Genomic DNA, 25,655 nt, shown 5'->3' on the forward strand with positions numbered 1-25,655 from the left:
TGCAATCAAACCGTTATCACCCTAACAGGTGAGTATCGGTGAGAGAATAATCTGACTCACAGTGGCCCGTGCTCAGGGTGCTGCGCTGACCAGGCGATGGCAATGCGCAATCAGGCGATGACGCAGCGGCGCCGCCCGGCGGGCGAACTCCGCTTGGGCCCTGGCGTATTCGGCGCGGCCCGCCGGCGTCTCGATCCGCACCGGCGGGTAGCCGAGGGAAGCCAGGTCGTACGGGCTCGCCCGCATGTCCAGGGTCCGGATCTCGACCGCCAGCTCGAAGCAGTCCGCCACCAGCTCGGCCGGCACGAACGGGTCGAGCTTGTACGCCCATTTGAACAGATCCATGTTCGCGTGCAGGCACCCCGGCTGCTCGAGTGCGATCTGCGTCTCCCGGGACGGCGTCAGCCCGTTCAGCGGCCGCGCGGCATCCGTGAAGAACCGGAACGCGTCGAAGTGCCCGCACCGGATGTCGAGGGACTCGACGACCGCGTCGGTGCCCGCCGAACCCAGCCGCAGCGGCACCTGGTCGTGCCGCACCGAATCCGCCGGCTCGCGGTACACCATCGCCCACTCGTGCAGCCCGAAGCAGCTCAGCCGCGGCGCGCGCGACGCCGTCGCGCTCAGCAGGCCGAGCACGAACTCGGCCGTCCGGATCTTGCCCTCGCCGAAGCCCGCCGGGTCCAGCAGGACGCCGTCGGGTGTCGCGACGTAGCCCTTGCGGTCCAGGAAGCGGCGCGCCGCGGGCCCGGCGAGCGCGACGCCGGGCCCGGGCTGCCACCGTTCGAGGTGCGACGGCCGGTACGAGTAGTAGGTGAACAGGAAGTCCAGCACCGGGTGCTTCTCACCGCGCGAACGCCGCTCCTGGTGCGGGCCGGTCCACCGGCGCATCCGCGAGACGTGCGCCGCCTCCCGGGCCAGCCAGTCCGGCTCGGCGAGCACCTCGACACCCGTCATGCGCCCACGTGGGTGCCGTCGCGCACCGTGCCCACGTACTCCTCGACCAGGTCCTCCAGCGCGACGACGCCGACGGCGTTCCCGCCTTCGTCGAGCGCCCGCGCGAGGTGGCTGCGTTCCTTGCGCATCGCCGAAAGCGCGACGTCGAGCCGGGCGTCGGCGCGCAGCTCGGTGAGCGCGCGGGTCTTCGAGGCGGGCACGATCGTCCCCGGGTCCTGCCCGGCGAGGTCGAGGACGTCCTTGACGTGGATGTAGCCGGTGAGGCGCCCGTCGTCGGTGCACACCGGGAACCGCGAGAACCCGGTCCTCGACACGGCCTGCTCGACGTCGCCGACCGTCGGCCCGCAGGGGAGCGTGGTCAGCTCGGCGGTCGGCACCAGCACGTCGGCGACCGTCTTCTGCACCGACGAGAGCGTCTGGGCGAGCCGCTGGTGCTCGGACTGGTCCAGCAGGCCTTCCCGGCGCGACTCGCTGAGCAGCTCGGCCAGCTCGTCGGAGGTGTAGGCCGTCTCCAGCTCGTCCTTCGGCTCGACGCGGACCGCGCGCAGCAGCGAGTTGGCCACGAAGTTCAGCAGCCAGATGAACGGGTTGGCCACCTTCACCCAGGCGACGTGCGCCGGCACCAGCCACAGCGCGAGCCGCTCGGGCTCGGCGATGGCGAGGTTCTTCGGCACCATCTCGCCGATCAGCACGTGCGCCACGGTGATGAACGCCAGCGCGATGGCGAAGGAGATCGGGTGCAGCAGCGCTTCGGGCAGGCCGAGGGCGTCGAAGCCCGCCGCCAGCCGGTGCGCGATCGCGGGCTCGCCGACGCGGCCGAGCAGCAGGGAGCAGATGGTGATGCCCAGCTGGGCGCCGGCGAGCATCAGCGACACGTGCCTGCTCGCGTTGATGACGATCTTCGCCCGCGTCTTGCCCTGCTCCAGCAGCGCTTCGAGCCTGTCACGCCGCGAAGAGATCAGCGTGAACTCCGCGCCGACGAAGAAGGCGTTGGCCAGCAGCAGGACCACGACGAGGGCGATGTTCAGCCAGTCGGTCACGAGGCCACCTCCGCTTCCGGGGCCGCTTCCGGAGCCGCGCGGACCGGGGCCACCTCGACCTCGGCGATCCGGCGCTTGTCCATCGTGGTGACGGTGAGCAGCCAGCCGTCGACCTCGGTGGCGTCGCCCTCGGCCGGGATCTTGCCCAGCCGCTCGAGGATCAGCCCGGCGATGGTTTCGTAGTCGCCGTCGGGCATCCGGAACCCGGTGACGTCGGTGATCTCGTCGGCGCGCAGCTGCCCGGACACCAGCCAGCTGTCCGCACCGACCTGCTTCGACGCCGGCGCCTCACGCTCGTCGTGCTCGTCGCGGACGTCGCCGATGATCTCCTCGACGACGTCCTCCAGGGTGACCAGCCCGGCCGTGCCGCCGTATTCGTCGACGACGATGGCCAGCTGGAAGCGCGAGTCGCGCAGGCGCAGCAGCAGGTCGTCGCCGGGCAGCGACTCGGGCACGGTCGGCACCGGCCGCATGACCGAGCCGATCGGCACGGCGGCCCGGTCCGCGGCGGGCACGGCGAAGGCCTGCTTCACGTGCACGGCGCCGCGGACGTCGTCGAGGTCCTCGGCGTGCACCGGGAACCGCGAGAACCCGGTGCGGCGGGAGATCTCGATGAGATCCTCGACGGTGTCGTCGATCGCGAGGGACTCCAGCTGCACGCGCGGGGTCATCAGCTCCTCCGCGGTGCGCTCGCCGAACCGCAGCGAGCGGTCGAGCAGCTCGGCGGTGGACGTGTCGAGCGTGCCGCTTTCGGCGCTGGACCGCACGATCGAGCCCAGTTCCTGCGGCGAGCGCGCGGACCGCAGCTCTTCCTGCGGTTCGACGCCGAACTTGCGCACGAGGAAGTTCGCGCTGTTGTTCATCAGGGTGATGAGCCAGCGGAACAGCGCGGAGAACCGCGAGTGGTAGCCGGCGACCGCGCGGGCGGTCGGCAGCGGCCGGGCGATCGCGAGGTTCTTCGGCACCATCTCGCCGAGGATCATCGACAGCGAGGTGGCGATGACCAGGGCGAGCACGATCGACGCGCCCCCGGCGAACCCGGCCGGGAGCCCGACGGCGGTCAGCAGCGGCCGGACGAGCTCGCCGATCAGCGGCTCGGCCAGGTACCCGGTGATCAGGGTGGTCAGCGTGATCGCGACCTGGGCGCCGGAGAGCTGGAAGGACAGCGTCCGGTGCGCCTTCTGGACGGTCAGCGCGCGGCGGTCGCCGACCTGGCGGACGTTGGCCTCGACGGTGCTGCGTTCCAGGGCGGTCAGCGAGAACTCGGCGGCGACGGCGAGGCCGGTGCCGACCGTCAGGAGCACGAAGAGGAGGACGCCGAGCACGGCGAAGAGGATCTGGATCATTCCGCATCCGCCTCGGTGGCGGGGGACGAACCTATCGGACAGCCGGGTCGGTCACCCGGCCCGGTACTGTCACCGGGTGACTGCGCTGCGCGCACGAAACGGTCACTCCTAGCAAGAAATCGGCGTGTACTGCGGATATGGGGACAAGCTTAACGTGTCCTTCGCGTCCGGCGCTGGCGTTACCGGTGTGTCGGCGCGCTCATCCGGCGCCGGGCCGGTGCCGCCGCACCGTTTCCTCGACGAGGTCGAGCACGGGCCCCAGCCCGGCGGCGGGCAGCCCCATGGCCAGGTGCGAGACGAGCCCTTCGAGGACGAGTTCCAGGAAGGCGGTGAGGACGTCGACGTCGACGTCGTCCCGCAGGTTCCCGGCCTCGCGCTGGCGCAGCAGCCGCAGCCGGGTGGCGGTGGTCAGCTGCTCGGACCGCTCGGCCCACCGGCCCCGGAACTCGGGATCGGTCCGCAGCCGCCGGCTCACCTCCAGCCGCGTCCCGAGCCAGTCGGCGGGGTGGTCGCCCCCGGCGAGCAGATCCCGCATGACCTGGACGAGGCCCTGTTCGGCGACGACATCGGCCATCCGGAGGGCATCGTCCTCGGCGAGGGCGAGGAAGAGCGACTCCTTGTCGCGGAAGTGGTGGAAGATGGCCCCCCGCGAGAGCCCGGTGGCTTCCTCCAGACGCCGGACTGTGGCACCTTCGTAGCCGTAGCGCGCGAAGCAGACGCGCGAGCCGTCGAGGATCTGGCGCCGGCGTGCGTCGAGGTGATCCTGGCTTACGCGTGGCATCCTGAAATCCTGGCACCGAGGACCGCCATCTCGCAATCCGTACGTACGTACTGTGACCCGGAGTGCGCGGGAACCGCGGGTGCGTCCCCACCGTCTGAACGTTGCGGCGTTTCGCTGACACGAAGTGAGACGGTTGGCTAAGGTTTGCCCCATCACGGTGGGTGAACTGAGGGGAAGGTGCGGCGTGATCATCGGTGAGGCCGGAGCGGCGGCACAGGCGCTGTGGGGAGACGTCCTGGACAACTCCGGCCGCGTGTACGGCGGCGGAGGCAAGGGCGGCCGGTTCCAGATGGACCCGGAAGAGCTGTCGTCGGTGATCGGCCAGTGGGAGGACCTCCTCGACAAGATCGTCGAGGACGGCGACAAGATCCACAGCCTTGTCTTCACACCCAAGCTGGCGCCGGGCGAAGACTCCGCCAGCGGGAGCTTCGCGTCGACCAGCGGCGACTCGATCGCCGCCCTGCAGCGCCAGAACGATTCCATGCGCAAGTACGCCCAGGAGTACATCAAGAAGCTCAAGGCGGCGCAGACGAAGACCGTGGCCACCGACCAGGGCATGTCGGACACCTTCAAGGCATAGGCGAACAACCTCGTGCGAAGCAAAATCTGCGTCCTCGCTGTGTCCCTGGTCGTTTCCGCGGGACTCGCGACCGCTTGCACCTCGGAGACCGGCGGCGCTGCGTCTCCCGCGCCGGGCACCTCGGCCTCGACGGGCACCTCGCAGGCGGACCCGGAGGTCCCCAAGGTGACCCAGCCTCCGCTCGACGCGGGGAAGTACGCCGCGGACACCTGCGGGCTCCTGCCCCAGGACCTGCTCGCGTCCTTGAAGTACACCGACGCCGGCGAGTACCACCCCGCGGGCAACACCCCGTTGACCGCGGCGGGACCGTCGTGCTCCTGGAAGATCAAGGGCGAAGGCATCGGTCTCCAGGTGATCCTCGGTACCGGGAACCGTGACAACGGGGTGGGCGGGCTGGCCGGCACCTATGCCGCCTACCGCCAGAAGAAGCTCGTGCGGTTCCTGGAGCCCGCGCCGGCCGTCGAGGGGTATCCGGCCGTTTACGCAGGCGTCCAGGACGAGCGATCGAGGGGGACCTGCGCGATGGACGTCGGTATCGCCGACGATCTTTCCTTCAGCGTCCAGGCGCAGGGGTACCAGGGCCAGGACGATTCGTGTGCGGCGGCTGCCCAGGCGGCCGCCGGTGTGGTCAAGACACTCAAGGGGGCATGACGAGTGGACGGCAAGCAGATCTACGACAACTTCAGACAGGGCGACACCTCCGGCCTGCGCCAGATGGCCGAGACGGTTCAGCAGCTGTCGGACGCCTACATGGAGCGAGGGGCGAGCATCAAGGCGCTCCAGAGCCGCATGGTGAACTCGTGGACCGGTGACGCCGCCGACGCGGCCAACGCCGGGGCGGGGCCGCTCGAACAGGCCTTCAGGGACACCGCGTTGCCGCTCGACACGACCAAAGCTTCGGTCGACACCCAGGCCGCGGTGTTCAACGACTCCAGCAACTCCGTTGTCCAGGTGCCGCCCAAGCCCGAAAAGCCCAACCCCTGGACCACCGGGCTCAAGGCCGCCATCCCGATCGCCGGACCCTTCATGGCCAAGGACGACATCGACTCCTACCAGGAGGGGATGGCCAGGTACAACGCGGCGAACGAGACCAACGTCCGCGTCATGGACCAGTACAGCAGCGTCACCAGCGGGACCAGGGCCGCGCTGCCGACCGAATACGGCGTCCTGGAAGCCGACGGCGCCGCCATCGCCGTGAACACCCCCGACGGTCCTGGCGGGATCGACCAGCCGGGCGATGGAAGCAAGTGGCTGCCCGGCCACCCCGGTACCGGCGGCGGCGACCAGACCTCCACCACCGGTTTCGATCCCGGGCGGACCGGCGGGTCCGACAAGCCCGGCGGAACAGGCGGCACCGGAGGCACCGGCGGCACGGGCGGTACCGGAGGTACGGGCGGCACCGGTGGCACCGGCACCGGGGGGACCGGAGGAACGGGCGGCACCGGAGGCACCGGCGACGACACCCACACCACCGGCTCCGGCCGCCCGACCGTGCCCACCGTCCCGACTCGCCCCGGGCAACCGACCGACCAGCCCGGCAAAACGCCGCCGAACACCGGGGGAATCGACTTCTACCCCACCAACACCGGCGGTGGCGGGCAGAACTACGGCCAGAACCCGCTCAACCCCAACGACCCCAGCACCGGCGGCCGCGGCCCCAACAGCGGCAACGCCGGCAGCCGGCTGCTCGACCCCACGGGCCGCGGCGGCGCAGGCACCGGCGCAGGAACCGGAAGCGGCAGCGGGGCCGGCGGTGCCGGTGAGCGCGGGCTCGGCAGCGGCCGCGGCTCCGGGATGGGCAGCCTCGGCAACGCCGCCGCCGCGGAGGCGGCCGCCGCGCGGGCCGCGGGGAGCCAGCGCGGCCAGATGGGGCCCATGGGTCCCGGGGGACGGCGGGGCGAGGGCGACGAGGACGAGGAACACCAGCGCCCGGACTTCCTGATCGAGGCGGATCCGGATGCGATCTTCGGCACCGACCAGCGGACCAGTCCGCCGGTCATCGGCGAATAAGGCGAGCAAGGCGAACAAGGCGAACAAGGCGAACAAGAGGCAGGTGGACGTGGGAACAGGCCGGGTGGACGTTCCGGTCGAGGCGCTGGCCGCGCTGGCCGACCGGGAACAGGTCGGCCAGCTGCACCCCACCCTGCGTCCCGAACCGCTGTGGCTGTCGGACGCCGAACGGGAGGAAGCGGACAAGCGGATCGATGCCGCGCTCGCCGAAGCTGGGCTGGTCGACGTCCGGGGGCGGGTCACCGTCGACTTCCTCGACTGGCTTCCGCTGCTGGTCAGTCCCGCGCGGGAGTGCTACGGCTGGGTCGGCACCGAAGGCCGGACCTACGGCGTGCTCGCCGCCGCCAAAGGGCTGCAGGCCGTCCTGGCCGTGTCCGACGGGACCCACGTCGGGGTGCAGGAAATCGACCGGAACCGGCTCGCCGAGGCGCTCGTCGAGCAGCTGCCGCCGGTCGGGCCCGGCGGGGGACACCCGCGGACCGTGCGGGTGGCCGACCTGACCGAGGCCGCCCGCCGCGGGCAGGCCGCCTACCCGCTGGACCCGGCCATCGCCGACGTCGTCAGCCTGGTGCAGCGGCCGGTGTCGGGCAGCGGTGAGCTCTACGCCGGCCGCCGCGACGACGTCGGCCGGCACACCTGCCTGCAGCAGCCGCTCCACTACGCCGACACCGACTGGGGCCGCTACCTCAGCTACACCTCCGGCTCGGGGGAGGACGCCGTCATCCACATCGGCCCGGCCGGCCCGCGGGAGCTGGCCGGCACCCTGGCCGAACTGGCCGGCACTTTGGCCTGAGCCGGCCCGGGGTAATCTGACAGCGCTGTTGCATTCCGGGTGGAAGGACGCGCCGATGCTGTACCCCGAGATCGAACCGTACGCACACGGCATGCTCGACGTCGGCGACGGCCACGAGATCTACTGGGAGACCTGCGGCAACCCCGACGGCAAGCCCGCGCTCGTCGTGCACGGCGGCCCGGGCTCCGGCTGCTCGGCGAACGTCCGCCGGTTCTTCGACCCGGCGCGCTACCGGATCGTCCTGGCCGACCAGCGCGGCTGCGGCCGCAGCACCCCGCACGCCGGCGCCCCGGTCGCCGACCTGTCCGCCAACACCACCGCCCACCTGGTCGCGGACTTCGAACGCCTCCGCACCCACCTGGGCATCGAAAAGTGGCTGCTGTTCGGCGGTTCCTGGGGCTCGGTGCTCAGCCTGGCCTACGCGCTGCGCCACACCGAGCGCGTCAGCGAGATCGTCCTGATGGGCCTGGCGACCGACCGGTACATCGAGATCGAGATGCTGATCCGCGGCCTCGGCGCGTACTTCCCGGAGGGCTTCGCCAAGTTCCGCGAAGGGGTGCCGGAGGCCGAACGCGACGGCGACCTGTCCGCGGCCTACCACCGCCTCCTGATGGACCCGGACCCCGCCGTCCACCACCGGGCCGCGAAAAACTGGTGCGCCTGGGAGGACGCGATGCTGCCCGGCGTGCCGCCGTCCGACATCTTCGACGACCCGGCGTACCGGCTCTGCTTCGCCCGGCTCGTCACGCACTACTTCAGCAACCGCGCGTTCCTCCCCGACGGCGAGATCCTGCGCGAGGCCGGCAAGCTCGCCGGCATCCCCGCGGTGCTGGCGCAGGGCGTGCTCGACACGAACAACCTCGTCGGCACCCCCTGGCTGCTGCACCACGCCTGGCCGGGCAGCGAACTGGTGCTGCTGGACGACGTCGGGCACACCGTGTCGGCCGCGTCGATGCAGGAGGTCCTGATCGGCGCGACCGACCGGTTCGCGCTCAGGGGATGAGCAGGCCCGGCTCGCCTTCCGGGGCGAGCGCGGCTTCGGCGCGCCGGGCCCGGTTGGCCTCGGCCAGCCGCAGCCCGGCGACGCGCGGGGGGAGCCGGTCCATGTTCCACTCCGCCAGCAGCAGCGCCACCTTCGCCTGCATTTCCGTGCGCAGCCGCAGGAACGAGTCGGCCGGGTCCGCACCGACCTCGCCCAGCAGCAGCCACCACGCCCAGGCCGCCGCGCCCGCGTTGGCGACGAAGTCGGGCACGACCGCGACCCCGCGGGCCGACAGCGCCGCCTCGGCTTCCGGCGTCGTCGCCGCGTTCGCCGCCTCGACGACGACCTTCGCCTTGACCGCGCTCTCGTTGTCCGGCCGCAGCGCGTAGGAGATCGCCGCCGGCACGAAGATGTCCGCGTCGATCCCGACGATCGTTTCGCGCGGCAGGGAACGGACCCCGGCGGGCAGCCGGGACCGGTCGACCTCGCCGAAGCGGTCGCGCAGGTCCAGCAGCGCCGGGACGTCGAGACCGGCGGGGTCGTAGAGCGTGCCCGCGGCGTCGGCCACCGCGACCACCTTCAGCCCGGCCTCGTGCAGGTACCAGGCCGCGCCGCCGCCCATGGTGCCGATGCCCTGGATCGCCACGGTCGTCGCCCGAACGTCCCAGTCCCACGCCGCCGCGACGCCCAGGCACGCCTGCGCCACGCCGTAGCCGCCGACGACGTCGCCGAGCAGCAGCCCGCCGGGCACCGGGGCGTTGAGGCCCGCCTGCACCCGGCGCAGGGTCCGCGCCGGGTCGGCCGAACGGCGGATCGCCGCGTGGTACGACTGCTCCAGCCCGAGCTCGGCGAACACCGAGTCGATCAGGTGCTGCGGCACGCCGAGGTCCTCGGCGGTCACCCAGTGCGCGTCCAGCCACGGCCGCAGGAACGCGCAGAACCGCTTCAGCACGTCGAACGCGCGCGGGTCCTTGGGGTCGAAGTCGAGGCCGCCCTTGGCCCCGCCGACCGGCAGGTTGAACGTCGCGGTCTTGTCGGCCATGCCCCGGGCGAGGTCCTCGACCTCGGACATCGTGCAGCCGGCCCGCATCCGGGTGCCGCCGGTGGCGACGCCGGAGACCAGGCTGTGTACGACCAGGTAGCCGTGCGCGCCGGTGACGGGGTCGGTCCACGTGAGCCGCATCAGCGGTTCGGCGGGGGTCATCGGGCCGCTCACCTCCAGGGGAAGTCCGGGGCGGCCTCGTGACCGCCATCACGAGCGTGCGCCCCGGGTGGCCCGCCCGTCCATTTAACGCTGCTGCACGATCTCGTTTAGGTTTTGTGTATGGAGCTTTCGTTGCACCGCTTGCGGATGCTGCGCGAGCTGCACCGCCGGGGCACCGTGACGGCGGCGGCCGCGGCACTGCACTACACCGCTTCGGCGGTGTCGCAGCAGCTCGCGCAGCTCGAACGGGACGTGGGCGCGAAGCTGTTCGAACGGCTCGGCCGGCGCGTCCAGCTGACCGAGCTCGGCACCCTGCTGACCGAACACGCGGAGGAGATCCTCGGCTCGGTCGAACGCGCCACGCTCGCCCTGGAGGAAGCCCAGGAGTCGCGCACGGTCCGGCTGACCGCCGGGGTGTGGGCGTCGGTCGCCTCCGGCCTGCTGCCCACGGCCCTGACCGCGCTCGCCGGCGAGCACCCCGGCATCGAGGTCCGCACCCGCGAACTGGCGCCCGAAGACACCGCCGAGGCGGTTCGCGACGGCAGCCTCGACCTGTCGTTCGTGATCGACTACTCCGACGCGCCGACGCCGTGGGACGCCGGACTGGAGCGGGCCGTCGTGGCCGTCGAACGGCTGCACGCGGCGGTGCCCCGCGGGGCCGTGCCCGCCGGGTCGGCGTCGCTGGACGACCTCGCCGAGCACCCGTGGATCCTGGCCGGCGCCAAATCCCACTTCGGCCGGGCGATGCGCACGGCCTGCCTGCGCCACGGCTTCACCCCGAAGATCAACCACGAGGTCGAAGAGCAGTCCACGGCGATGGCGATGGTGGGCGCCGGGCTGGGCATCACCCTCGTCTCCGACCTCGGCCTGCGCCTGCTGCGGCCGCCCGGGATCGACGTCGTCACGCTCACCACGCCGCTGCTGCGGACGGTGTCGATCGCCTACCGGCGGACGGCGTTCCGGCGGCCCGCGCTGCACCTCGTGATCGATGCCGTGCGGGCTTCCGCGGCCGAGCTCGGACTCGGTACCGAACCGGCTTTGCCCTGATCAGGGACTTCTTACAGGGTGGTGAACACCTCCTACACCGCAAGATCCGCCCTGAATTTGTCGTACCCCGCGTGTAGCGTCCGAAGACGAGAAAGTTCCACCCCACAGGAACAGGAACGGACATGACAGCGGTGCACGATTTCCCCGAGAAGTCGGGTAGTGCGTCGAACCGCACCGCGCGGGTCCTGGCGGACCGCGCGGCCGGCGAGGCGTACGTCGCATCGGTGTGTTTCAAGCACGGGCCACCCCGCCTGACCGGCGTGGAGCTGGAGTTCACCGTGCACCATGCCGACGACCCGGCCAGACCCCTCGATCCCGACGTCCTCGCCGCGGCGCTGGGTCCGCACACCCCGCGGACACTCCGCCCCGGCAGCCCCGCCCACCCGCTCCCGGCCGGCTCACCCGTGAGCCTCGAACCCGGGTGCCAGGTCGAGATTTCCGCTCTTCCCCAGGCCTCCCTGCGTGAACTCGACGCAGCCGTGACGGCCGACCTCCACCACCTGCGCGACCGCCTCGCCCGGCACCGTCTGGAACTGGGCGAAACGGGCATCGACGCCCACCGTGCGCCGCGCCGGATCCTGCACACACCGCGGTACGCCGCCATGGAACGCCGGTTCGCGCCGATCGGTCCCGGTGGCCTCACGATGATGTGCAGCACCGCGGGCCTGCAGATCTGCGTCGACGCGGGGGAGCAGGAGCACTACGCGGCCCGCTGGGCAGCGGCCCACGCGATGGGCCCGCCGCTGCTCGCCCTCTTCGCCAACTCCCGCGTCCACGCCGGGCGGGACACGGGACACGCCTCGGCCCGCTGGCTGGCGGTGCACGACACGGAAGCGGTGCGCACGCGCACGGCCACCGTGGCGGGCGATCCGGCCGCGGAGTGGGCCGGGCGCCTGATGGACGTCCCCCTGATGGTGCTGCCCCGCGGCGACCGCCCGTGGGACGCGCCGGAGGGGCTGACGTTCGCCGACTGGATCGACGGCCGGGGCGCGGCCGCGCTGCTGCCCAAGCCGACGGAGGCGGACCTCGACTACCACCTGACCACGATGTTCACCCCGGTCCGGCCGCAGGGGTACCTGGAGATCCGGTACCTCGACGCACAGCCGCCGGACGCGTGGCTGGCGCCGGTCGCGCTGGTGTCGGCGCTGCTGGCCCGGCCGTCCACAGTGGACAAGGTGCGCGAGGTCTGCGCCCCGGTCGCGGACCGGTGGACCACGGCCGCGCGCCGCGGCCTGGCCGACCCGGAGCTGGCGGCCGCCGCGGCGGCGCTGGCCGACCTCGGGTGCGCCGAGCTGGGCGTGACGGGGCTGGCGGAGGAGTCGATCACCGAGATCAGCGAGAGCGTGCTGGGGCGCGCGTACCGATCGAGGAGTCAAGCATGAGCACGGAAGCACTGGGCGACCTGAGCGCGCAGGACCTGCGCGCCCGGGCGGCCGAAGCACTGACCCGGGCGCGGGCGCGCAGCGTGGCGCTGACCGACGCCGTGGACGACGAGGACCTGGTCCGCCAGCACTCGAAGCTGATGTCGCCGCTGGTCTGGGACCTGGCGCACATCGGCGTCCAGGAGGAGCTGTGGCTGGTCCGCGACGTCGGCGGCCGGGAGCCGCTGCGGCCGGACATCGACGACATCTACGACGCCTTCCAGCACGCCCGCGCCGACCGGCCGGAGCTGCCGCTGCTCGGCCCGGCCGAGGCGCGCGCGTACGTCAAACAGGTGCGCGAGAAGGCGTTCGACGTGCTGGAGCACGCGCCGATGGAGGGGCGGCGGCTGACCGAGCAGGCGTTCGCCTTCGGCATGATCACCCAGCACGAGCAGCAGCACGACGAGACCATGCTGGCCACCCACCAGCTCCGCAAGGGCGACCCGGTGCTGCACGCGCCCGAGCCGCCGCCGGCGCGGTCCGGGGCGCTGCCGGCCGAGGTGCTGGTGCCGGGCGGTGCCTTCACGATGGGCACGTCGGCCGAGCCGTGGGCGCTGGACAACGAGCGCCCGGCGCACGAGATCGCCGTCGACGCGTTCTGGATGGACACCGTGCCGGTGACGTGCGGCGCGTACGCCGAATTCCTCGACGGCGGCGGCTACGACGACCGGCGCTGGTGGAGCCCGGCCGGCTGGGCCTACCGGCAGGACAACGGGATCACCGCGCCGCGGTTCTGGAAGCGCGAACAGGACGGCTGGTGGCGGACGCGCTTCGGCGTGTACGAGCGGATCCCCGCCGGCGAGCCGGTCGTGCACGTCTCCTACCACGAGGCCGAGGCGTATGCGGCCTGGGCCGGGCGGCGGCTGCCGACCGAGGCGGAGTGGGAGAAGGCGGCGCGGTTCGACCCGGCCACCGGCCGGTCGCGCCGGTTCCCCTGGGGCGACGAGGAACCGGGCGCCGAGCACGCCAACCTCGGCCAGCGGCACCTGCGCCCGGCGCCCGCGGGGGCGTACCCGGCCGGCGCGTCGCCGACCGGTGTGCACCAGCTGATCGGTGACGTCTGGGAGTGGACGTCGACCGACTTCCACGGCTACCCGGGCTTCTCGGCGTTCCCGTACCGGGAGTACTCGGAGGTCTTCTTCGGTCCGGAGTACAAGGTGCTGCGCGGCGGCTCGTTCGGCACCGACTCCGCGGCGATCCGGGGCACGTTCCGCAACTGGGACTACCCGATCCGGCGGCAGATCTTCGCCGGCTTCCGCACTGCCCGCGACGCGGCCCCCGGCGAGGTGGGGTAGGCGCATGTGCCGCCACATCGGCTACCTCGGCGAGCCGCTCTCGCCCGCCGAGGCGCTCTTCCGCGCCCCGCATTCGCTGCTGGTGCAGTCGTACGCGCCGGCAGACATGCGCGGCGGCGGCTCGGTGAACGCCGACGGGTTCGGGCTGGGCTGGTACCCCGGCCCGGGCTCGCCGCCGTTGCGCCACCGGCGTTCGACTCCACTGTGGACGGACGAGACGCTGCCGCCGCTGGCCGCGGCGGTGACCTCGGGCGCCTTCGTCGCCGCGGTCCGCAACGGCACCACCGGCCTGCCGGTGACCGAAGCGGCCGCGGCGCCGTTCACCGCCGGACCCTGGCTGTTCAGCCACAACGGCGTGGTGCGCGGCTATCCGGATTCGCTGGCGGAACTGGCGAAGACCCTGCCGGTCACCGAACTGCTGACGCTGGAGGCGCCGACGGATTCGGTGGTGCTCTGGGCCCTGCTGCGGGCCCGGCTCGCCACGGGCGAGGACCCGCTGACCGCGGTGGCGGCGCTGACCGCCGCCGTCGAAGCGGCCGCGCCCGGCTCCCGGCTCAACTTCCTGCTCACCGACGGCGCCACGCTGATCGGCACGACCTGGACGCACGCGCTGTCCGTGCTGGAGACCCCGGCCGGCAGTGTTGTGCCGGGGCTTCGCCCCGGGCCGGGGGCTCCGCCACCCGGAACCCCCGGAAGCAACGTGTGGCTGGCGTCCGAACCCTTCGACGGTGACCCGCGCTGGCGGCCCGTCCCCGACCACCACGCCGTGCGCGCCACCGCGGCCGGCGTCGACCTGCTTCCCCTGACCCAGGAGCTGTCATGACCGAAGTCGATCTCGACCACCACCGCTCCGGCGACGCCGTCACCGCGGAACTGCGCGCCGACGTCGTCGCCGGGCTCACCGCGGCGCAGAAGTGGCTGCCGCCCAAGTGGTTCTACGACGCCGACGGCAGCGAGCTGTTCGAGAAGATCACCCAGCTGCCGGAGTACTACCCGACCCGCAGCGAGCGCGAGGTGCTGGCCGCGCACGCCGGCGACGTCGCGCAGCTGACCGATGCGCACACGCTCGTCGAGCTCGGCTCGGGATCGAGCGAGAAGACGCGGCTGCTGCTCGACGCCCTCACCGGGCACGGCACCCTGGAGGCGTTCGTCCCCCTGGACGTGTCCGAATCCGCGCTGGCCGAGGCCGCCGAAGCGATCTCGAAGGACTACCCGGGCCTCGCCGTCCGCGGCGTCGTCGGCGACTTCACCCAGCACCTGGCCCTGCTGCCGGACGGCCAGCCGCGGGTGGTCGCCTTCCTCGGCGGCACGATCGGCAACTTCCTGCCCGCCGAGCGCGCGACCTTCCTGCGCTCGGTGCGGGAGGTCCTGGACGAGGGGGAGTGGCTGCTGCTCGGCACCGACCTCGTCAAGGACGCGCGGATCCTCGAACGCGCCTACGACGACGCCGCCGGCGTCACCTCGGAGTTCAACAAGAACGTGCTGCGGGTGATCAACACCCGCCTCGGCGCGAACTTCGACCTCGACGAGTTCGAGCACGTCTCGTACTGGGACGCCGGGAACGAGTGGATCGAGATGCGCCTGCGGGCCCGGCGGGACCTGACCGTCGAGATCCCCGGCGCGGACCTCACGGTGGACTTCGCCGCCGGCGAGCACATCCGGACCGAGATCTCGGCGAAGTTCCGGCCCGCCGGCGTTGCGGCGGAGCTGGCCGCGGCCGGGTTCGAGCTGGCGCACTGGTGGACCGACTCCCAGCAGCGGTTCGGGGTGAGCCTGGCAAGATCTGTGCGTGGCTAATCCTCTCCGGGCGCTGGCCCGGGCCGCCGGCACGAAACCGTGGCTGATGCGCACAGCGCGGTTCGTCGTGTGGGCGGACAAGAAACTGCACAAGGCGTTCGGCGGCCGGGTGAGCCTCGTGGCGCTCGCCGGGCTGCCGTCCCTGCGCCTGACGACGACCGGCCGGAAGAGCGGGCTGCCGCGGAGCACGAACCTGCTCTACTTCCCGCGCGGCGGCGACTTCGTGCTGACCGCGTCCAACTGGGGTCGCCCGCACGACCCGGCGTGGGCGCTCAACCTGCGCGCGAACCCGAAGTGCGAGGTGGCGCTGGCCGGGAAACCGGCCGACGTCGTCGCGCGGGAGCTGCACGGGGAGGAGTACGACCGGATGTGGGGCGAGCTGCTGGCCTTCTGGCCGGGCTACGCGATGGAGCAGCGCGAGGCCGGCCGGCCGTTGCCGGTTTTCGTGCTCACGCGGGTGGCCCGGTAAGTTCCCACCATCCGTTCGGCCGGTGCCGGGATTCACCGCCTTGTGCCAGTCTCACCCGGGTAACGCGCCGTGACGACGTGCTCGCGCGGCGAGGTGCGTGACCTAGGGAGGGAACGTCTTGCCGAGATCCACACAGAGCCGGGTGCGATCGCTCGCACTCGTGGGGGCGCTCGTGGCCGGCGTGGGGCTGGCCGGGCCGGCCGGCACCGCCGCCGCGGCCGAAGACGCGGCGGTCAAGCCCGCCGTCGTCGGCGCGACCCCGGCCGTCGCCTGGGGCACCTGCCCGAGCGAACTCCTCGCCGGCGTGCCCGCGGACCAGCTCAAGCTCTACAGCTGCGCGCGCTACCGCGTGCCGATCGACCACGACAACGCTTCGCTGGGCACCATCGACATCGCCCTCCTCAAGCGTGCCGCCCGCACGCCCGACAAGCGCGTCGGCTCGCTGTTCCTCAACCCCGGCGGTCCCGGTGGCTCGGGCCTGACCATGCCGACCGGGGGCCAGTACTACTTCCAGCCGCAGGTCCTCGACCGCTTCGACCTGATCGGCTTCGACCCGCGCGGGGTCGGCGAGAGCAACCCGCTGCGGTGCTTCACCACCCAGGAGGACGCGGACGAGGTCTTCGGCGCCCAGGTCGGCGTGCCGCTCTCGCGCGCCGAAATCTCCGGCACGCTGGCCAGTTACCGCGACTACGGCCGGTTCTGCCGGAACAACGCCGGTTCGCTGCTCAACCACATGTCCACCAAGGACGTCGTGCGCGACCTCGACACGCTGCGCGCGGCGGTCGGCGACCGGCAGCTGACCTACGTCGGCTTCTCCTACGGGACGCTGATCGGCTCGACCTACACGGCGATGTTCCCGAAGCAGTCGCGGGCGATCGTGATCGACGGCAACGTGGACCCGGCCCTGCGCACCAGCGACGGCGTCGAGTACGACCGCGAGCGCGCGCAGGGCTTCGAGATCTCGCTCGACGGGTTCCTCAAGCGCTGTGACCAGGCGGGCCCGAAGTGCGCGTTCAGCGACGGCGACCCGCGGGCGAAGTTCGACGAGCTGCGCGAATACCTGCGCAAGCAGCCGATCACCCTGCCCGGCGCCGACCCGCTCGACATCAGCCGGTTCACCGGCGGCGTGTCGAGCGCCCTGTACTCGCCGGCGCGGTTCCCCAGCCTGGCCCAGGACCTGCAGGCGCTCTACGCCGCGATCCACCCGGCGGGCGCGCAGGCGCAGGCGCTGCAGGCGCCGAAGCTCAAGGTGCTCACCGCGGGCAAGCAGGGCCTCGCCGACCAGAACCCCGACAGCCCGTACACCGGCGACGACTCGTACTTCGCGGTCAACTGCTCCGACAAGCCGTTCCGGATCAGCCAGGAGCAGGTGCCGGACATCGCCGCGAAGTGGGAGCGCGAATCGCGCACCTTCGGCCGCTACCAGGCGTTCGCCGACACGGCGGCCTGCCCGGTGTGGCCGGCGAAGCGGCCGGACGTCTACCGCGGCCCGTGGCGGGCCAAGACGGACGTCCCGGTGGTCGTGGTCGGCAACTACTACGACCCGGCGACGCAGTACCGGTTCGCCCAGCGGATGGCGGCCGAGCTGGGCAACACCCGGCTGCTGTCGGTCGACGCGTTCGGCCACTGCATCCTCGGTGACGCACTGGGCGTCGACCAGGCCGTGGCCGACTACCTGACCGACCTCAAGGTGCCGGCGAACGGGCAGGTGTTCCAGCCGAACGTCCAGCCCTTCTGAGTGTGAACCCGGTCCCGCGGCCCTTCCCCGGGCCGCGGGACCGGCTACGCTGACCGGGTTGATCATCGACGAACACGGGAAGCGAGGTGAGCGGCACATGCCAGCGGACAGTCATCGGACGGCCGGGCCCGCGCTCACCGGAGGTTTCCGGCGGGGTTAGCTCCCGGCCGCCCCCTGTCCGGCAGTGCACGCACGCCGGAAAAGAGCCGGAAATGACCATCTTCGAAATGCTGCTGCGCGTCGGTGCCGGGGTCGGCCTGGGTGCCGTCATCGGGTTCGAGCGCCAGTTCCGCGCCCGGATGGCCGGGTTGCGCACCAACGCCCTCGTCGCGGTCGGGGCGACGCTGTTCGTGCTGCTGTCGGCCCACGGGTTCGGCGGATTGGCTTCCAGCGGCGACGCCGACCCGACCCGGGTGGCCGCCCAGATCGTCTCGGGCATCGGGTTCCTCGGGGCGGGCGTCATCCTGCGCGACGGCCTCAACGTCCGCGGCCTCAACACGGCCGCGACCCTGTGGTGCTCGGCCGCGGTCGGTGCCCTCGCGGGCGCCGGGCTGTACGTGGTCGCGGCGGCCGGGACCGCGGTCGTGGTCGGGGTGAACGTGGTGCTGCGCCCGCTCGGCCGCGTCGTCGACCGCCGGCCGGACGCGGGCGAGGAGACACCCGCGCGGTACGAGTTCCAGGCGGTGACCCGGGACGACGGCGAGGCCCACGTGCGAGCGCTGCTGGTCCAGGCGCTGACCCGCACGGACTTCCGCCTGCTGTCGGTGCTGAGCACGGACCGGGACGACCGCACGGTCGAGGTCCGCGCGGAACTGATCGGCGACCACCGCGACGACGCCCAGATGGAGGCGGCGGTGTCGCGGCTTTCGCTGGAGCCGTCGGTGTCGAGCGTCCGCTGGGTCGCCGTGCCCGCATAGGAAAGGGCCTCCCCGCTCACCGAGCGGGGAGGCCCTCCGAAAGCGCGGAAACCCTTACGCCTGCGTCATCTTCCGCAGCACGTACTGCAGGATGCCGCCGTTGCGGTAGTAGTCCGCCTCACCCGGGGTGTCGATGCGGACGTCCGCGTCGAACTCCACCTTGGTGCCGTCCGCCTTGGTGGCCGTGACGTGCACCGTGCGGGGCGTCGAACCTTCGTTGAGCGCCGTGATGCCCGAGATGTCGAACGTCTCGGTGCCGTCCAGGCCGAGCGAGGAAGCCGACTCGCCGTGCGGGAACTGCAGCGGGATGACGCCCATGCCGATCAGGTTCGAGCGGTGGATGCGCTCGAACGACTCGGTGATCACCGCGCGGACGCCCAGCAGCGACGTGCCCTTGGCCGCCCAGTCGCGCGACGAACCGGAGCCGTACTCCTTGCCGCCCAGCACGACCAGCGGGGTGCCCTGCTTCGCGTAGTTCTGCGCCGCGTCGTAGATGAACGCCTGCGGGGCGCCCTCCTGCGTGAAGTCGCGGGTGTAGCCGCCCTGCACGTCGTCCAGCAGCTGGTTGCGCAGGCGGATGTTCGCGAACGTGCCGCGGATCATCACCTCGTGGTTGCCGCGCCGGGAGCCGTAGGAGTTGAAGTCCTTCTTCTCCACGCCGTGCTCGGTCAGGTACTGCGCGGCCGGGGTGCCCGGCTTGATCGCGCCGGCGGGGGAGATGTGGTCGGTGGTGACCGAGTCGCCCAGCTTCGCCAGCACGCGCGCGCCGGTGATGTCGGTGACCGGGGCCGGCTCCGGCGTCATGCCCTCGAAGTACGGGGGCTTCCGCACGTAGGTGGACTCGAGGTCCCACTCGAAGGTCTTGCCCTCCGGGGTGGGCAGCGACTTCCAGCGCTCGCCGCCGTCGAAGACGTCCGCGTAGTCCTTGGTGAACATCTCCTGCGTGATCGCGTGGTCGATGGTCTCCTGGATCTCCTTGGCCGTCGGCCAGATGTCCTTCAGGAAGACGTCGTTGCCGTCCGTGTCCTGGCCCAGCGGCTGGTTCGCGAAGTCGAAGTCCATCGTGCCGGCCAGCGCGTAGGCGATGACCAGCGGCGGCGACGCGAGGTAGTTCATCTTCACGTCGGGGTTGATCCGGCCTTCGAAGTTCCGGTTGCCCGAGAGCACCGAGACCGCGGTGAGGTCGTTCTCCTGGATCGCCGCGGAGATCTCGTCCGAGAGCGGGCCCGAGTTGCCGATGCAGGTGGTGCAGCCGTAGCCGACCAGGTGGTAGCCCAGCTTCTCCAGGTACGGCCACAGGTTGGCCTTGGTGTAGTAGTCGGTGACGACCTGCGAACCCGGCGCCATCGACGTCTTCACCCACGGCTTGACCGCGAGGCCCTTGTCCACGGCGTTGCGCGCGAGCAGCGCGGCACCGAGCATGACCGACGGGTTCGAGGTGTTGGTGCACGAAGTGATCGAAGCGATCACCACGGCGCCGTGGTCGAGCACGAACTCGCCGCGGTCGGACGTCGAGACCTTGACCGGCTTGCTCGGGCGGCCCGACGCGCCGTTCGCGGCCGAGCTGGTGACCGGGGCGGCGTCGTCCTCGGCGAACGACAGCGACGGGGCGTCACTGGCCGGGAAGGACTCCTCCGAAGCCTCGTCCATCTTGGTGTGCGGCGTCTCCTGCTCGCCGTTCACGTAGTCGTGGATCGACTTGCGGAACGACGACTTCGCGTCGGTCAGCTCGATGCGGTCCTGCGGGCGCTTCGGGCCGGCGATCGACGGGACGACCGTCGACAGGTCCAGCTCGAGGTACTCGGAGTAGGCGGCCTCGCGCGAGGGGTCGTGCCAGAGGCCCTGCTCCTTGGCGTACGCCTCGACCAGCGCGACCTGCTCGGCCGAGCGGCCGGTCAGCTTGAGGTAGCGGACGGTCTCCTCGTCGATCGGGAAGATCGCCGCGGTGGAGCCGAACTCCGGGCTCATGTTGCCGATGGTGGCGCGGTTGGCCAGCGGCACCTCGGCGACGCTCTCGCCGTAGAACTCGACGAACTTGCCGACCACGCCGTGGCGGCGCAGCATCTCGGTGATGGTGAGCACGACGTCGGTGGCGGTGACGCCGGCCGGGATCTCGCCGGTCAGCTTGAAGCCGACGACGCGCGGGATGAGCATCGACACCGGCTGGCCCAGCATGGCCGCCTCGGCCTCGATGCCGCCGACGCCCCAGCCCAGCACGCCGAGGCCGTTGACCATGGTGGTGTGCGAGTCGGTGCCGACGCAGGAGTCGGGGTAGGCCTGGCCGCCCCGGGACATCACCGTGCGGGCGAGGTGCTCGATGTTGACCTGGTGCACGATGCCGGTGCCCGGCGGGACGACCTTGAACTCGTCGAAGGCGCCCTGGCCCCAGCGCAGGAACTGGTAGCGCTCGCGGTTGCGCTCGTACTCGATCTCGACGTTGCGCTCGAAGGCGTCGGCGCGGCCGAAGACGTCGATGATGACCGAGTGGTCGATGACCAGCTCGGCCGGCGCCAGGGGGTTGACCTTGTCGGGGTCGCCGCCGAGGTCGGTGACCGCCTCGCGCATGGTGGCCAGGTCGACCACGCACGGCACGCCGGTGAAGTCCTGCATGATCACGCGGGCGGGCGTGAACTGGATCTCGATCGACGGGTCGGCGTTCGGGTCCCAGGAGCCGAGCGCGCGGATGTGGTCGGCGGTGATGTTCGCGCCGTCTTCGGTGCGCAGCAGGTTCTCGAGGAGGATCTTCAGGCTGTAGGGCAGCCGCTCGGCGCCCTCGACCTTGTTCAGGCGGAACACCTCGTACGAGGCGTCGCCGACCTTCAGCGTGTCTTTGGCGCCGAAGCTGTCCTTGCTGGCAGGTGCGGTCACGTCTAACTCCAGTGGCGTGGACTTCCGCGCCGGTGCGGCGGTCGAGTCCCGGGTCAGTTCGGTCGGGTTCGGTGGCAGCGAGTCTTGCGCACCCCCACCGTAGGACCGGATGCGGGATGGCACACCTCGCGGTGCCTCAAACAGTACGCGTGTCCTGTTTAACGGACAAGACGACACGCGGTGTGGGCTGCGCCATCCGAAACCTCGGGTCCCTCAATGAGGGGAATTGGTGCCTACGTTGTGTAAGTTTCCGCTGATGCTTGTGATAGTGGTGTGACTGCAGTGACACGCGGTGTGCGCTGGTGAGCGGAGGTGGCGGTCTTGTTAGGACGGTGCGAGGGTCCGAAGGTGCCGCGCGTCCGCCGGGGACTCAGCGTGAGCACGCTCACGCTGGTGATCTTGTTCGGCGCGGGCGGCACGGGCCTCGCGGCGCCCCCGCCGCCGCCCAACCCCAGCGACAGCGAGATCCAGGCCGGCAAGGCCGACGCGAACGCGAAGGCCGGCGAGGTCGGGCGGCTGACCAACCAGCTGGCCCAGGCCGAGCAGAAGCTGTCGCAGCTGCAGGACGACGTCGAGCTCAAGCAGGAAGAGGCCAACAAGGCCCTGGTCGACCTGCAGACCGCGCAGGACGCGGCGACGCAGGCGGAGAACGACGCCAGGGCCGCCCGCACCGAGGCCGACGCCGCGTCGGCGGCCATCGAGCAGGCCCGCGCGGACCTGAAGACGTTCGCCGCGGCGAGCTTCCAGCAGGGCAGCACGGTCGGCTCGCTCTCGGCGTACCTGAGCGCGGACAGCCCGAAGGACATGCTCGCCCGCGCGCAGCTGCTCGATGCCGTCGGCGGCGACCGGCTCAACGCCCTCGACCGGCTCCAGCAGGCGCAGACGGAGAAGTCGAACAAGGACGCCGCGGCCCGCAAGGCCGCCGAGATCGCCCAGCAGAAGCAGGACGACGCGCGCCGGGCGAAGAACAGCGCCGACGCCGCGCAGACCGCCGCGGAGCGAGCCCAGGACAGCCAGGCGGCGCAGAACACCCAGCTCGAGAAGAACAAGTCCGACGTCGAGCAGCAGCTCTACGCCGCACAGGCCAAGGTCAGCGGCCTGCAGGGGCAGCGGCAGCGCTACCAGGACTGGCTCGCCCAGAAGCAGCGCGAAGACGAGGAACGCGCCCGCCAGGCCGCGCTCGCGTCGGCCGGCGGCGGTGACCGCCCGTCGGGGGGCGCGGCGCCGTCGGGCCCGGCCGGCTCGTCGATCGAGGCGGTGATCGCCCGGGCGCTGTCGAAGCTCGGGATGCCGTACGCGTGGGGCGGCGGCAACGCGAGCGGCGCCACCCGCGGCATCCGCGACGGCGGCGTCGCCGACCGCTACGGCGACTACAACAAGATCGGCTTCGACTGCTCCGGCCTGATGATCTTCGCCTTCGCCGGGGTCCGTTCCCTGCCGCACTACAGCGGCTACCAGTACTCGTCGGGGCGCCAGGTCCCGCTGTCCCAGATGCGCCGCGGCGACCTGCTGTTCTGGGGCGGCCCCGGCGGCATCCACCACGTGGCCCTGTACCTGGGCGGCGGCCAGATGGTCGAGGCCCCGCAGTCCGGCCTGCGGGTCCGGGTCGCCCCGGTGCGTTACGGCGGGATCATGCCGTACGCGACGCGGCTGATCGGCTAGCGAAAACCGGTCGACGCGGCCGCGGGCGGCGCCACAGGATCGCCCGGTGGACGACGAACTGAACGCGCTGCGGCGCACCCGGATGCGCTGGAACACGCCCCTGTCCGAGCCGCACGCGGAGCTGCTGCTCGACCGGATGGCCCTCGACGGCGGGCACCTGGTCGACCTCGGCTGCGGCTGGGGCGAGCTGCTGCTGCGCGCGGCGGCCCGGGCGCCGGGCCTGCACGCGACCGGGATCGACACCGACGAAGTCTCCCTGGCGAGGGGCCGGGCGGCGGCCGGTTCGCGTGGCCTGGCCGTCGACTTCCTCGAGTCGGACGCGGCGACCTGGGACGAACCCGCCGAGCGGGCGTTCTGCATCGGGGCCGCCCACGTCTTCGGCTCGACGAAGGCCGCCCTGGAAGGGCTCGCCCGGATCGTGCGGCCGTCCGGCCGGCTGCTCTACGGCGACGGCTTCTGGGCGGCGCCGCCCGGCCCGGCGGCCCGCGAAATCTTCGGGCCGGACCTGCTGACCTTGCCGGACCTGCTCGCCGCCGCGACCGGCGCCGGCTGGCACGTGCTGCACTTCAGCGTGGCCGACCAGCGGGAATGGGACGACTTCGAGTCGACCTCGCGGGCCGCGTGGGCGGAATGGGCGGCCGCGCACCCGGCCGACCCGCGGGCCGGGGCGGTCCGCGAATGGCTGGACCGGCGGCTGCGCGAGTACGTCACGCAGTACCGCGGCGTGCTGGGCTTCACCTACCTCGTGCTGGGCCGCTAGATTCCCCGGATGCGCTACGCGGGGATCGTGGTGGCCGGGGGCTCGGCCCGCAGGCTGTCCGGTGTGGACAAGCCGGCCCTGTCGGTGGGCGGCAAGCCGCTGCTCGCCCGCGCGATCCACGCCCTGGAGGGCGCCGAACGGGTGATCGCGGTCGGCCCGCGCCGGCCCGGCTTCGACGTGGTGTGGACCCGCGAACCGGTGCCCGGCACCGGACCGGTGGCGGCGCTGGCCGCGGGCCTGGTGTTCGTGCCGGAGGACATCGAGACCGTCGTGGTGCTCGCCGCCGACCTCCCGGGCGTCCGCCGGTCCACAGTGGACCGCCTGGTGGCGGCCCTCGGCGACGGCGACGGCGCGGTCCTGGTCGACGCGGCGGGGAAGCGGCAGTGGCTGCTGGGTGCGTGGCGCGCCGCGGCCCTGCGCGCGGCGCTGCCGGACGACGTGGCCAACGCGGCCCTGCGCCGGGTCCTGGGCGGGCTCAGTGTCCGCGAGATCCCGGCGGAACGGGGCGAAGCGGACGACATCGACACGCCCGAGGACCTCGAACGGCATCGGTGAGCCGCACGGGCTGGCGATTCGGACGTACCGGCGCCGGCCTCGACCGGCATCGGTGAGCCGCGCCGGGGCTGGTGACCGGGGTCGATCACCGTCCGTCCGGGCAGTAGCGCTCGGCCACCGGCGACAGGGTCGCGACCAGCTCGGTGAGCCCGACACGGCTCACCCCGCATCCTCGCCCGGCACGGGTGCGCTGTCAGGTCGAAGAGGCCCTTCACAGGTGCCACACCGCTGACCGTGTTGGCTGATCCCGGGGCAGGCCCGTCCGCGTGCCGGATGAGCCGGACGACCGGGGGCGCAGTACGGTCGCACCGCGTGATCACCGTCGCGGGGGCGGCGCACGAGAATTCGAGGAGGCAGAGTGACCGAGCCCGGCTACGCCGAGGGCGGGAACGGCCAGCAGGCGACACCGGCGCGGGACGCCCAGTTGCTGGAGCGGACCGTGTTCGAGGTCAAGCGGATCATCGTCGGCCAGGACCGCCTGGTCGAGCGGATGCTGGTCGGCCTGCTCGCCAAGGGCCACCTGCTGCTCGAAGGCGTGCCCGGCGTGGCGAAGACCCTCGCGGTGGAGACGTTCGCCCGGGTCGTCGGCGGCTCGTTCTCGCGCGTGCAGTTCACCCCCGACCTGGTGCCCGCCGACATCCTCGGCACCCGGATCTACCGCCAGGGCGCCGAGCGCTTCGACGTCGAACTCGGCCCGGTCGTGGCGAACTTCGTGCTCGCCGACGAGATCAACCGTGCGCCGGCCAAGGTGCAGTCGGCGATGCTCGAGGTGATGGCCGAGCGGCACGTGTCCATCGGCGGCCAGACCTTCCCGATGCCGGACCCGTTTCTCGTGCTCGCCACCCAGAACCCGATCGAGAACGAGGGTGTGTACCCGCTGCCGGAAGCCCAGCGCGACCGGTTCCTGTTCAAGATCGTCGTCGAGTACCCCTCCGCCGAGGAGGAGCGCGAGATCATCTACCGGATGGGCGTCACCCCGCCCACCCCGCACGAGGTGCTCAGCCCCGGCGAGCTGGTCCGGCTGCAGGGCGTCGCGTCGCAGGTGTTCGTGCACCACGCCCTCGTCGACTACGTCGTGCGGCTGGTGCTGACCACCCGCACGCCGAACGAGCACGGCCTCGCCGACGTCGCCGGCTGGGTGTCCTACGGCGCTTCGCCGCGCGCGAGCCTCGGCATCATCGCCGCCGCCCGGGCGCTGGCCCTGGTCCGCGGCCGCGACTACGTGCTGCCGCAGGACGTCGTCGACGTCGTGCCGGACGTGCTGCGCCACCGGCTCGTGCTGTCCTACGACGCCCTCGCCGACGGCGTGCCGATCGACCACATCATCACCCGCGTGCTGCAGACCGTGCCGCTGCCGCAGGTCTCGGCCCGGCCGCAGGGCGGGGCCGGCCAGGGCGGCCCGGTCCCGGCGGGCGCGCCGGTCAGGTAACCCGGCG

23 protein-coding genes are annotated in these 25,655 nt (G+C 72.1%); 17 read left to right on the top strand and 6 right to left on the bottom strand.

Annotated features, from left to right (window positions below):
* Positions 1 to 72 precede the first annotated feature (72 nt).
* The 4 genes from AB0J55_RS04980 to AB0J55_RS04995 form a co-directional block, all read right to left on the bottom strand.
* Positions 73 to 954 (bottom strand): 3-methyladenine DNA glycosylase, encoded by an 882-nt coding sequence (locus tag AB0J55_RS04980; protein WP_364242894.1) that lies wholly within the window; start codon positions 952 to 954, stop codon positions 73 to 75.
* Positions 951 to 1,994 carry a hemolysin family protein gene (locus tag AB0J55_RS04985; RefSeq protein ID WP_364242897.1) on the bottom strand — a complete coding sequence of 348 codons (1,044 nt, stop codon included), beginning with the start codon at positions 1,992 to 1,994 and terminating at the stop codon, positions 951 to 953. Before AB0J55_RS04985 ends, AB0J55_RS04980 begins: the two co-directional genes overlap by 4 nt.
* A complete protein-coding gene (locus tag AB0J55_RS04990; protein ID WP_364242900.1) occupies positions 1,991 to 3,340 on the bottom strand; it encodes a hemolysin family protein in 1,350 nt (449 codons plus the stop codon). Before AB0J55_RS04990 ends, AB0J55_RS04985 begins: the two co-directional genes overlap by 4 nt.
* A gap of 199 nt (positions 3,341 to 3,539) precedes the next feature.
* Positions 3,540 to 4,121 (bottom strand): helix-turn-helix domain-containing protein, encoded by a 582-nt coding sequence (locus AB0J55_RS04995; RefSeq protein WP_364242903.1) that lies wholly within the window; start codon positions 4,119 to 4,121, stop codon positions 3,540 to 3,542.
* Between the two features lie 184 nt (positions 4,122 to 4,305).
* On the opposite strand from AB0J55_RS04995, the gene AB0J55_RS05000 reads away from it, so the two are divergent.
* The 5 genes from AB0J55_RS05000 (at position 4,306) to pip (ending at position 8,507) form a co-directional block, all read left to right on the top strand.
* On the top strand, positions 4,306 to 4,701 hold the full coding sequence (locus AB0J55_RS05000) for a hypothetical protein (RefSeq protein WP_364242906.1): 396 nt from the start codon (positions 4,306 to 4,308) through the stop codon (positions 4,699 to 4,701).
* Positions 4,702 to 4,740: 39 nt separating this feature from the next.
* Positions 4,741 to 5,352 carry a DUF3558 domain-containing protein gene (locus AB0J55_RS05005; RefSeq protein ID WP_364243424.1) on the top strand — a complete coding sequence of 204 codons (612 nt, stop codon included), beginning with the start codon at positions 4,741 to 4,743 and terminating at the stop codon, positions 5,350 to 5,352.
* A 3-nt stretch (positions 5,353 to 5,355) separates the two neighbouring features.
* The gene (locus tag AB0J55_RS05010) at positions 5,356 to 6,711 is read left to right on the top strand and encodes a WXG100 family type VII secretion target (protein ID WP_364242909.1); all 1,356 of its coding nucleotides are present in this window, start codon (positions 5,356 to 5,358) and stop codon (positions 6,709 to 6,711) included.
* A 64-nt stretch (positions 6,712 to 6,775) separates the two neighbouring features.
* The gene (locus AB0J55_RS05015) at positions 6,776 to 7,504 is read left to right on the top strand and encodes an ESX secretion-associated protein EspG (RefSeq protein ID WP_364243426.1); all 729 of its coding nucleotides are present in this window, start codon (positions 6,776 to 6,778) and stop codon (positions 7,502 to 7,504) included.
* Positions 7,505 to 7,559: 55 nt separating this feature from the next.
* Positions 7,560 to 8,507, top strand: a complete 948-nt coding sequence (pip, locus tag AB0J55_RS05020; RefSeq protein ID WP_364242912.1) for a prolyl aminopeptidase — start codon at positions 7,560 to 7,562, stop codon at positions 8,505 to 8,507.
* Here pip and AB0J55_RS05025 read toward each other — a convergent pair.
* Positions 8,497 to 9,690 (bottom strand): Glu/Leu/Phe/Val dehydrogenase dimerization domain-containing protein, encoded by a 1,194-nt coding sequence (locus tag AB0J55_RS05025; RefSeq protein WP_364242915.1) that lies wholly within the window; start codon positions 9,688 to 9,690, stop codon positions 8,497 to 8,499. The genes pip and AB0J55_RS05025 overlap by 11 nt on opposite strands.
* 120 nt (positions 9,691 to 9,810) lie before the next feature.
* Between AB0J55_RS05025 and AB0J55_RS05030 the strand changes: the two genes are divergently transcribed.
* The 8 genes from AB0J55_RS05030 to AB0J55_RS05065 all read left to right on the top strand — a co-directional run bounded on the left by AB0J55_RS05030 (position 9,811) and on the right by AB0J55_RS05065 (position 18,374).
* The gene (locus AB0J55_RS05030; protein WP_364242918.1) at positions 9,811 to 10,737 is read left to right on the top strand and encodes a LysR substrate-binding domain-containing protein; all 927 of its coding nucleotides are present in this window, start codon (positions 9,811 to 9,813) and stop codon (positions 10,735 to 10,737) included.
* 122 nt (positions 10,738 to 10,859) lie between these two features.
* Positions 10,860 to 12,119, top strand: coding sequence for a glutamate-cysteine ligase family protein (locus AB0J55_RS05035; RefSeq protein WP_364242920.1), 1,260 nt, complete (start codon positions 10,860 to 10,862; stop codon positions 12,117 to 12,119).
* The gene (egtB, locus tag AB0J55_RS05040) at positions 12,116 to 13,453 is read left to right on the top strand and encodes an ergothioneine biosynthesis protein EgtB (protein ID WP_364242923.1); all 1,338 of its coding nucleotides are present in this window, start codon (positions 12,116 to 12,118) and stop codon (positions 13,451 to 13,453) included. Before AB0J55_RS05035 ends, egtB begins: the two co-directional genes overlap by 4 nt.
* 4 nt (positions 13,454 to 13,457) lie before the next feature.
* Positions 13,458 to 14,276, top strand: coding sequence for an ergothioneine biosynthesis protein EgtC (gene egtC / locus AB0J55_RS05045; RefSeq protein ID WP_364242926.1), 819 nt, complete (start codon positions 13,458 to 13,460; stop codon positions 14,274 to 14,276).
* The gene (gene egtD / locus AB0J55_RS05050; RefSeq protein ID WP_364242929.1) at positions 14,273 to 15,250 is read left to right on the top strand and encodes an L-histidine N(alpha)-methyltransferase; all 978 of its coding nucleotides are present in this window, start codon (positions 14,273 to 14,275) and stop codon (positions 15,248 to 15,250) included. The genes egtC and egtD overlap by 4 nt, the downstream gene beginning before the upstream one ends.
* A 46-nt stretch (positions 15,251 to 15,296) precedes the next feature.
* Positions 15,297 to 15,719 carry a nitroreductase family deazaflavin-dependent oxidoreductase gene (locus AB0J55_RS05055; protein ID WP_364243429.1) on the top strand — a complete coding sequence of 141 codons (423 nt, stop codon included), beginning with the start codon at positions 15,297 to 15,299 and terminating at the stop codon, positions 15,717 to 15,719.
* A gap of 142 nt (positions 15,720 to 15,861) precedes the next feature.
* Positions 15,862 to 17,457, top strand: a complete 1,596-nt coding sequence (locus AB0J55_RS05060; RefSeq protein WP_364242932.1) for an alpha/beta hydrolase — start codon at positions 15,862 to 15,864, stop codon at positions 17,455 to 17,457.
* A 212-nt stretch (positions 17,458 to 17,669) separates the two neighbouring features.
* Positions 17,670 to 18,374 carry an MgtC/SapB family protein gene (locus AB0J55_RS05065; protein WP_364242934.1) on the top strand — a complete coding sequence of 235 codons (705 nt, stop codon included), beginning with the start codon at positions 17,670 to 17,672 and terminating at the stop codon, positions 18,372 to 18,374.
* Positions 18,375 to 18,428: 54 nt separating this feature from the next.
* Here the strand turns inward: AB0J55_RS05065 and AB0J55_RS05070 are convergent, their stop codons facing one another.
* A complete protein-coding gene (locus AB0J55_RS05070; RefSeq protein ID WP_364242937.1) occupies positions 18,429 to 21,242 on the bottom strand; it encodes an aconitate hydratase in 2,814 nt (937 codons plus the stop codon).
* Between the two features lie 348 nt (positions 21,243 to 21,590).
* Between AB0J55_RS05070 and AB0J55_RS05075 the strand changes: the two genes are divergently transcribed.
* The 4 genes from AB0J55_RS05075 (at position 21,591) to AB0J55_RS05090 (ending at position 25,648) form a co-directional block, all read left to right on the top strand.
* A complete protein-coding gene (locus AB0J55_RS05075; protein ID WP_364242939.1) occupies positions 21,591 to 22,904 on the top strand; it encodes an NlpC/P60 family protein in 1,314 nt (437 codons plus the stop codon).
* A gap of 46 nt (positions 22,905 to 22,950) precedes the next feature.
* Complete coding sequence (locus AB0J55_RS05080) at positions 22,951 to 23,664, top strand: class I SAM-dependent methyltransferase (protein WP_364242942.1); 714 nt, start codon at positions 22,951 to 22,953, stop codon at positions 23,662 to 23,664.
* A 9-nt stretch (positions 23,665 to 23,673) separates the two neighbouring features.
* Entirely contained in the window at positions 23,674 to 24,219 is a 546-nt protein-coding gene (locus tag AB0J55_RS05085) for an NTP transferase domain-containing protein (RefSeq protein ID WP_364242945.1), read from the top strand.
* A gap of 358 nt (positions 24,220 to 24,577) precedes the next feature.
* Positions 24,578 to 25,648, top strand: a complete 1,071-nt coding sequence (locus AB0J55_RS05090; protein ID WP_033260648.1) for a MoxR family ATPase — start codon at positions 24,578 to 24,580, stop codon at positions 25,646 to 25,648.
* The last annotated feature ends 7 nt before the right edge of the window (positions 25,649 to 25,655 follow it).

This window comes from Amycolatopsis sp. NPDC049688, assembly GCF_040674975.1.
In the GTDB taxonomy this organism is placed as follows: Bacteria; Actinomycetota; Actinomycetes; order Mycobacteriales; family Pseudonocardiaceae; genus Amycolatopsis.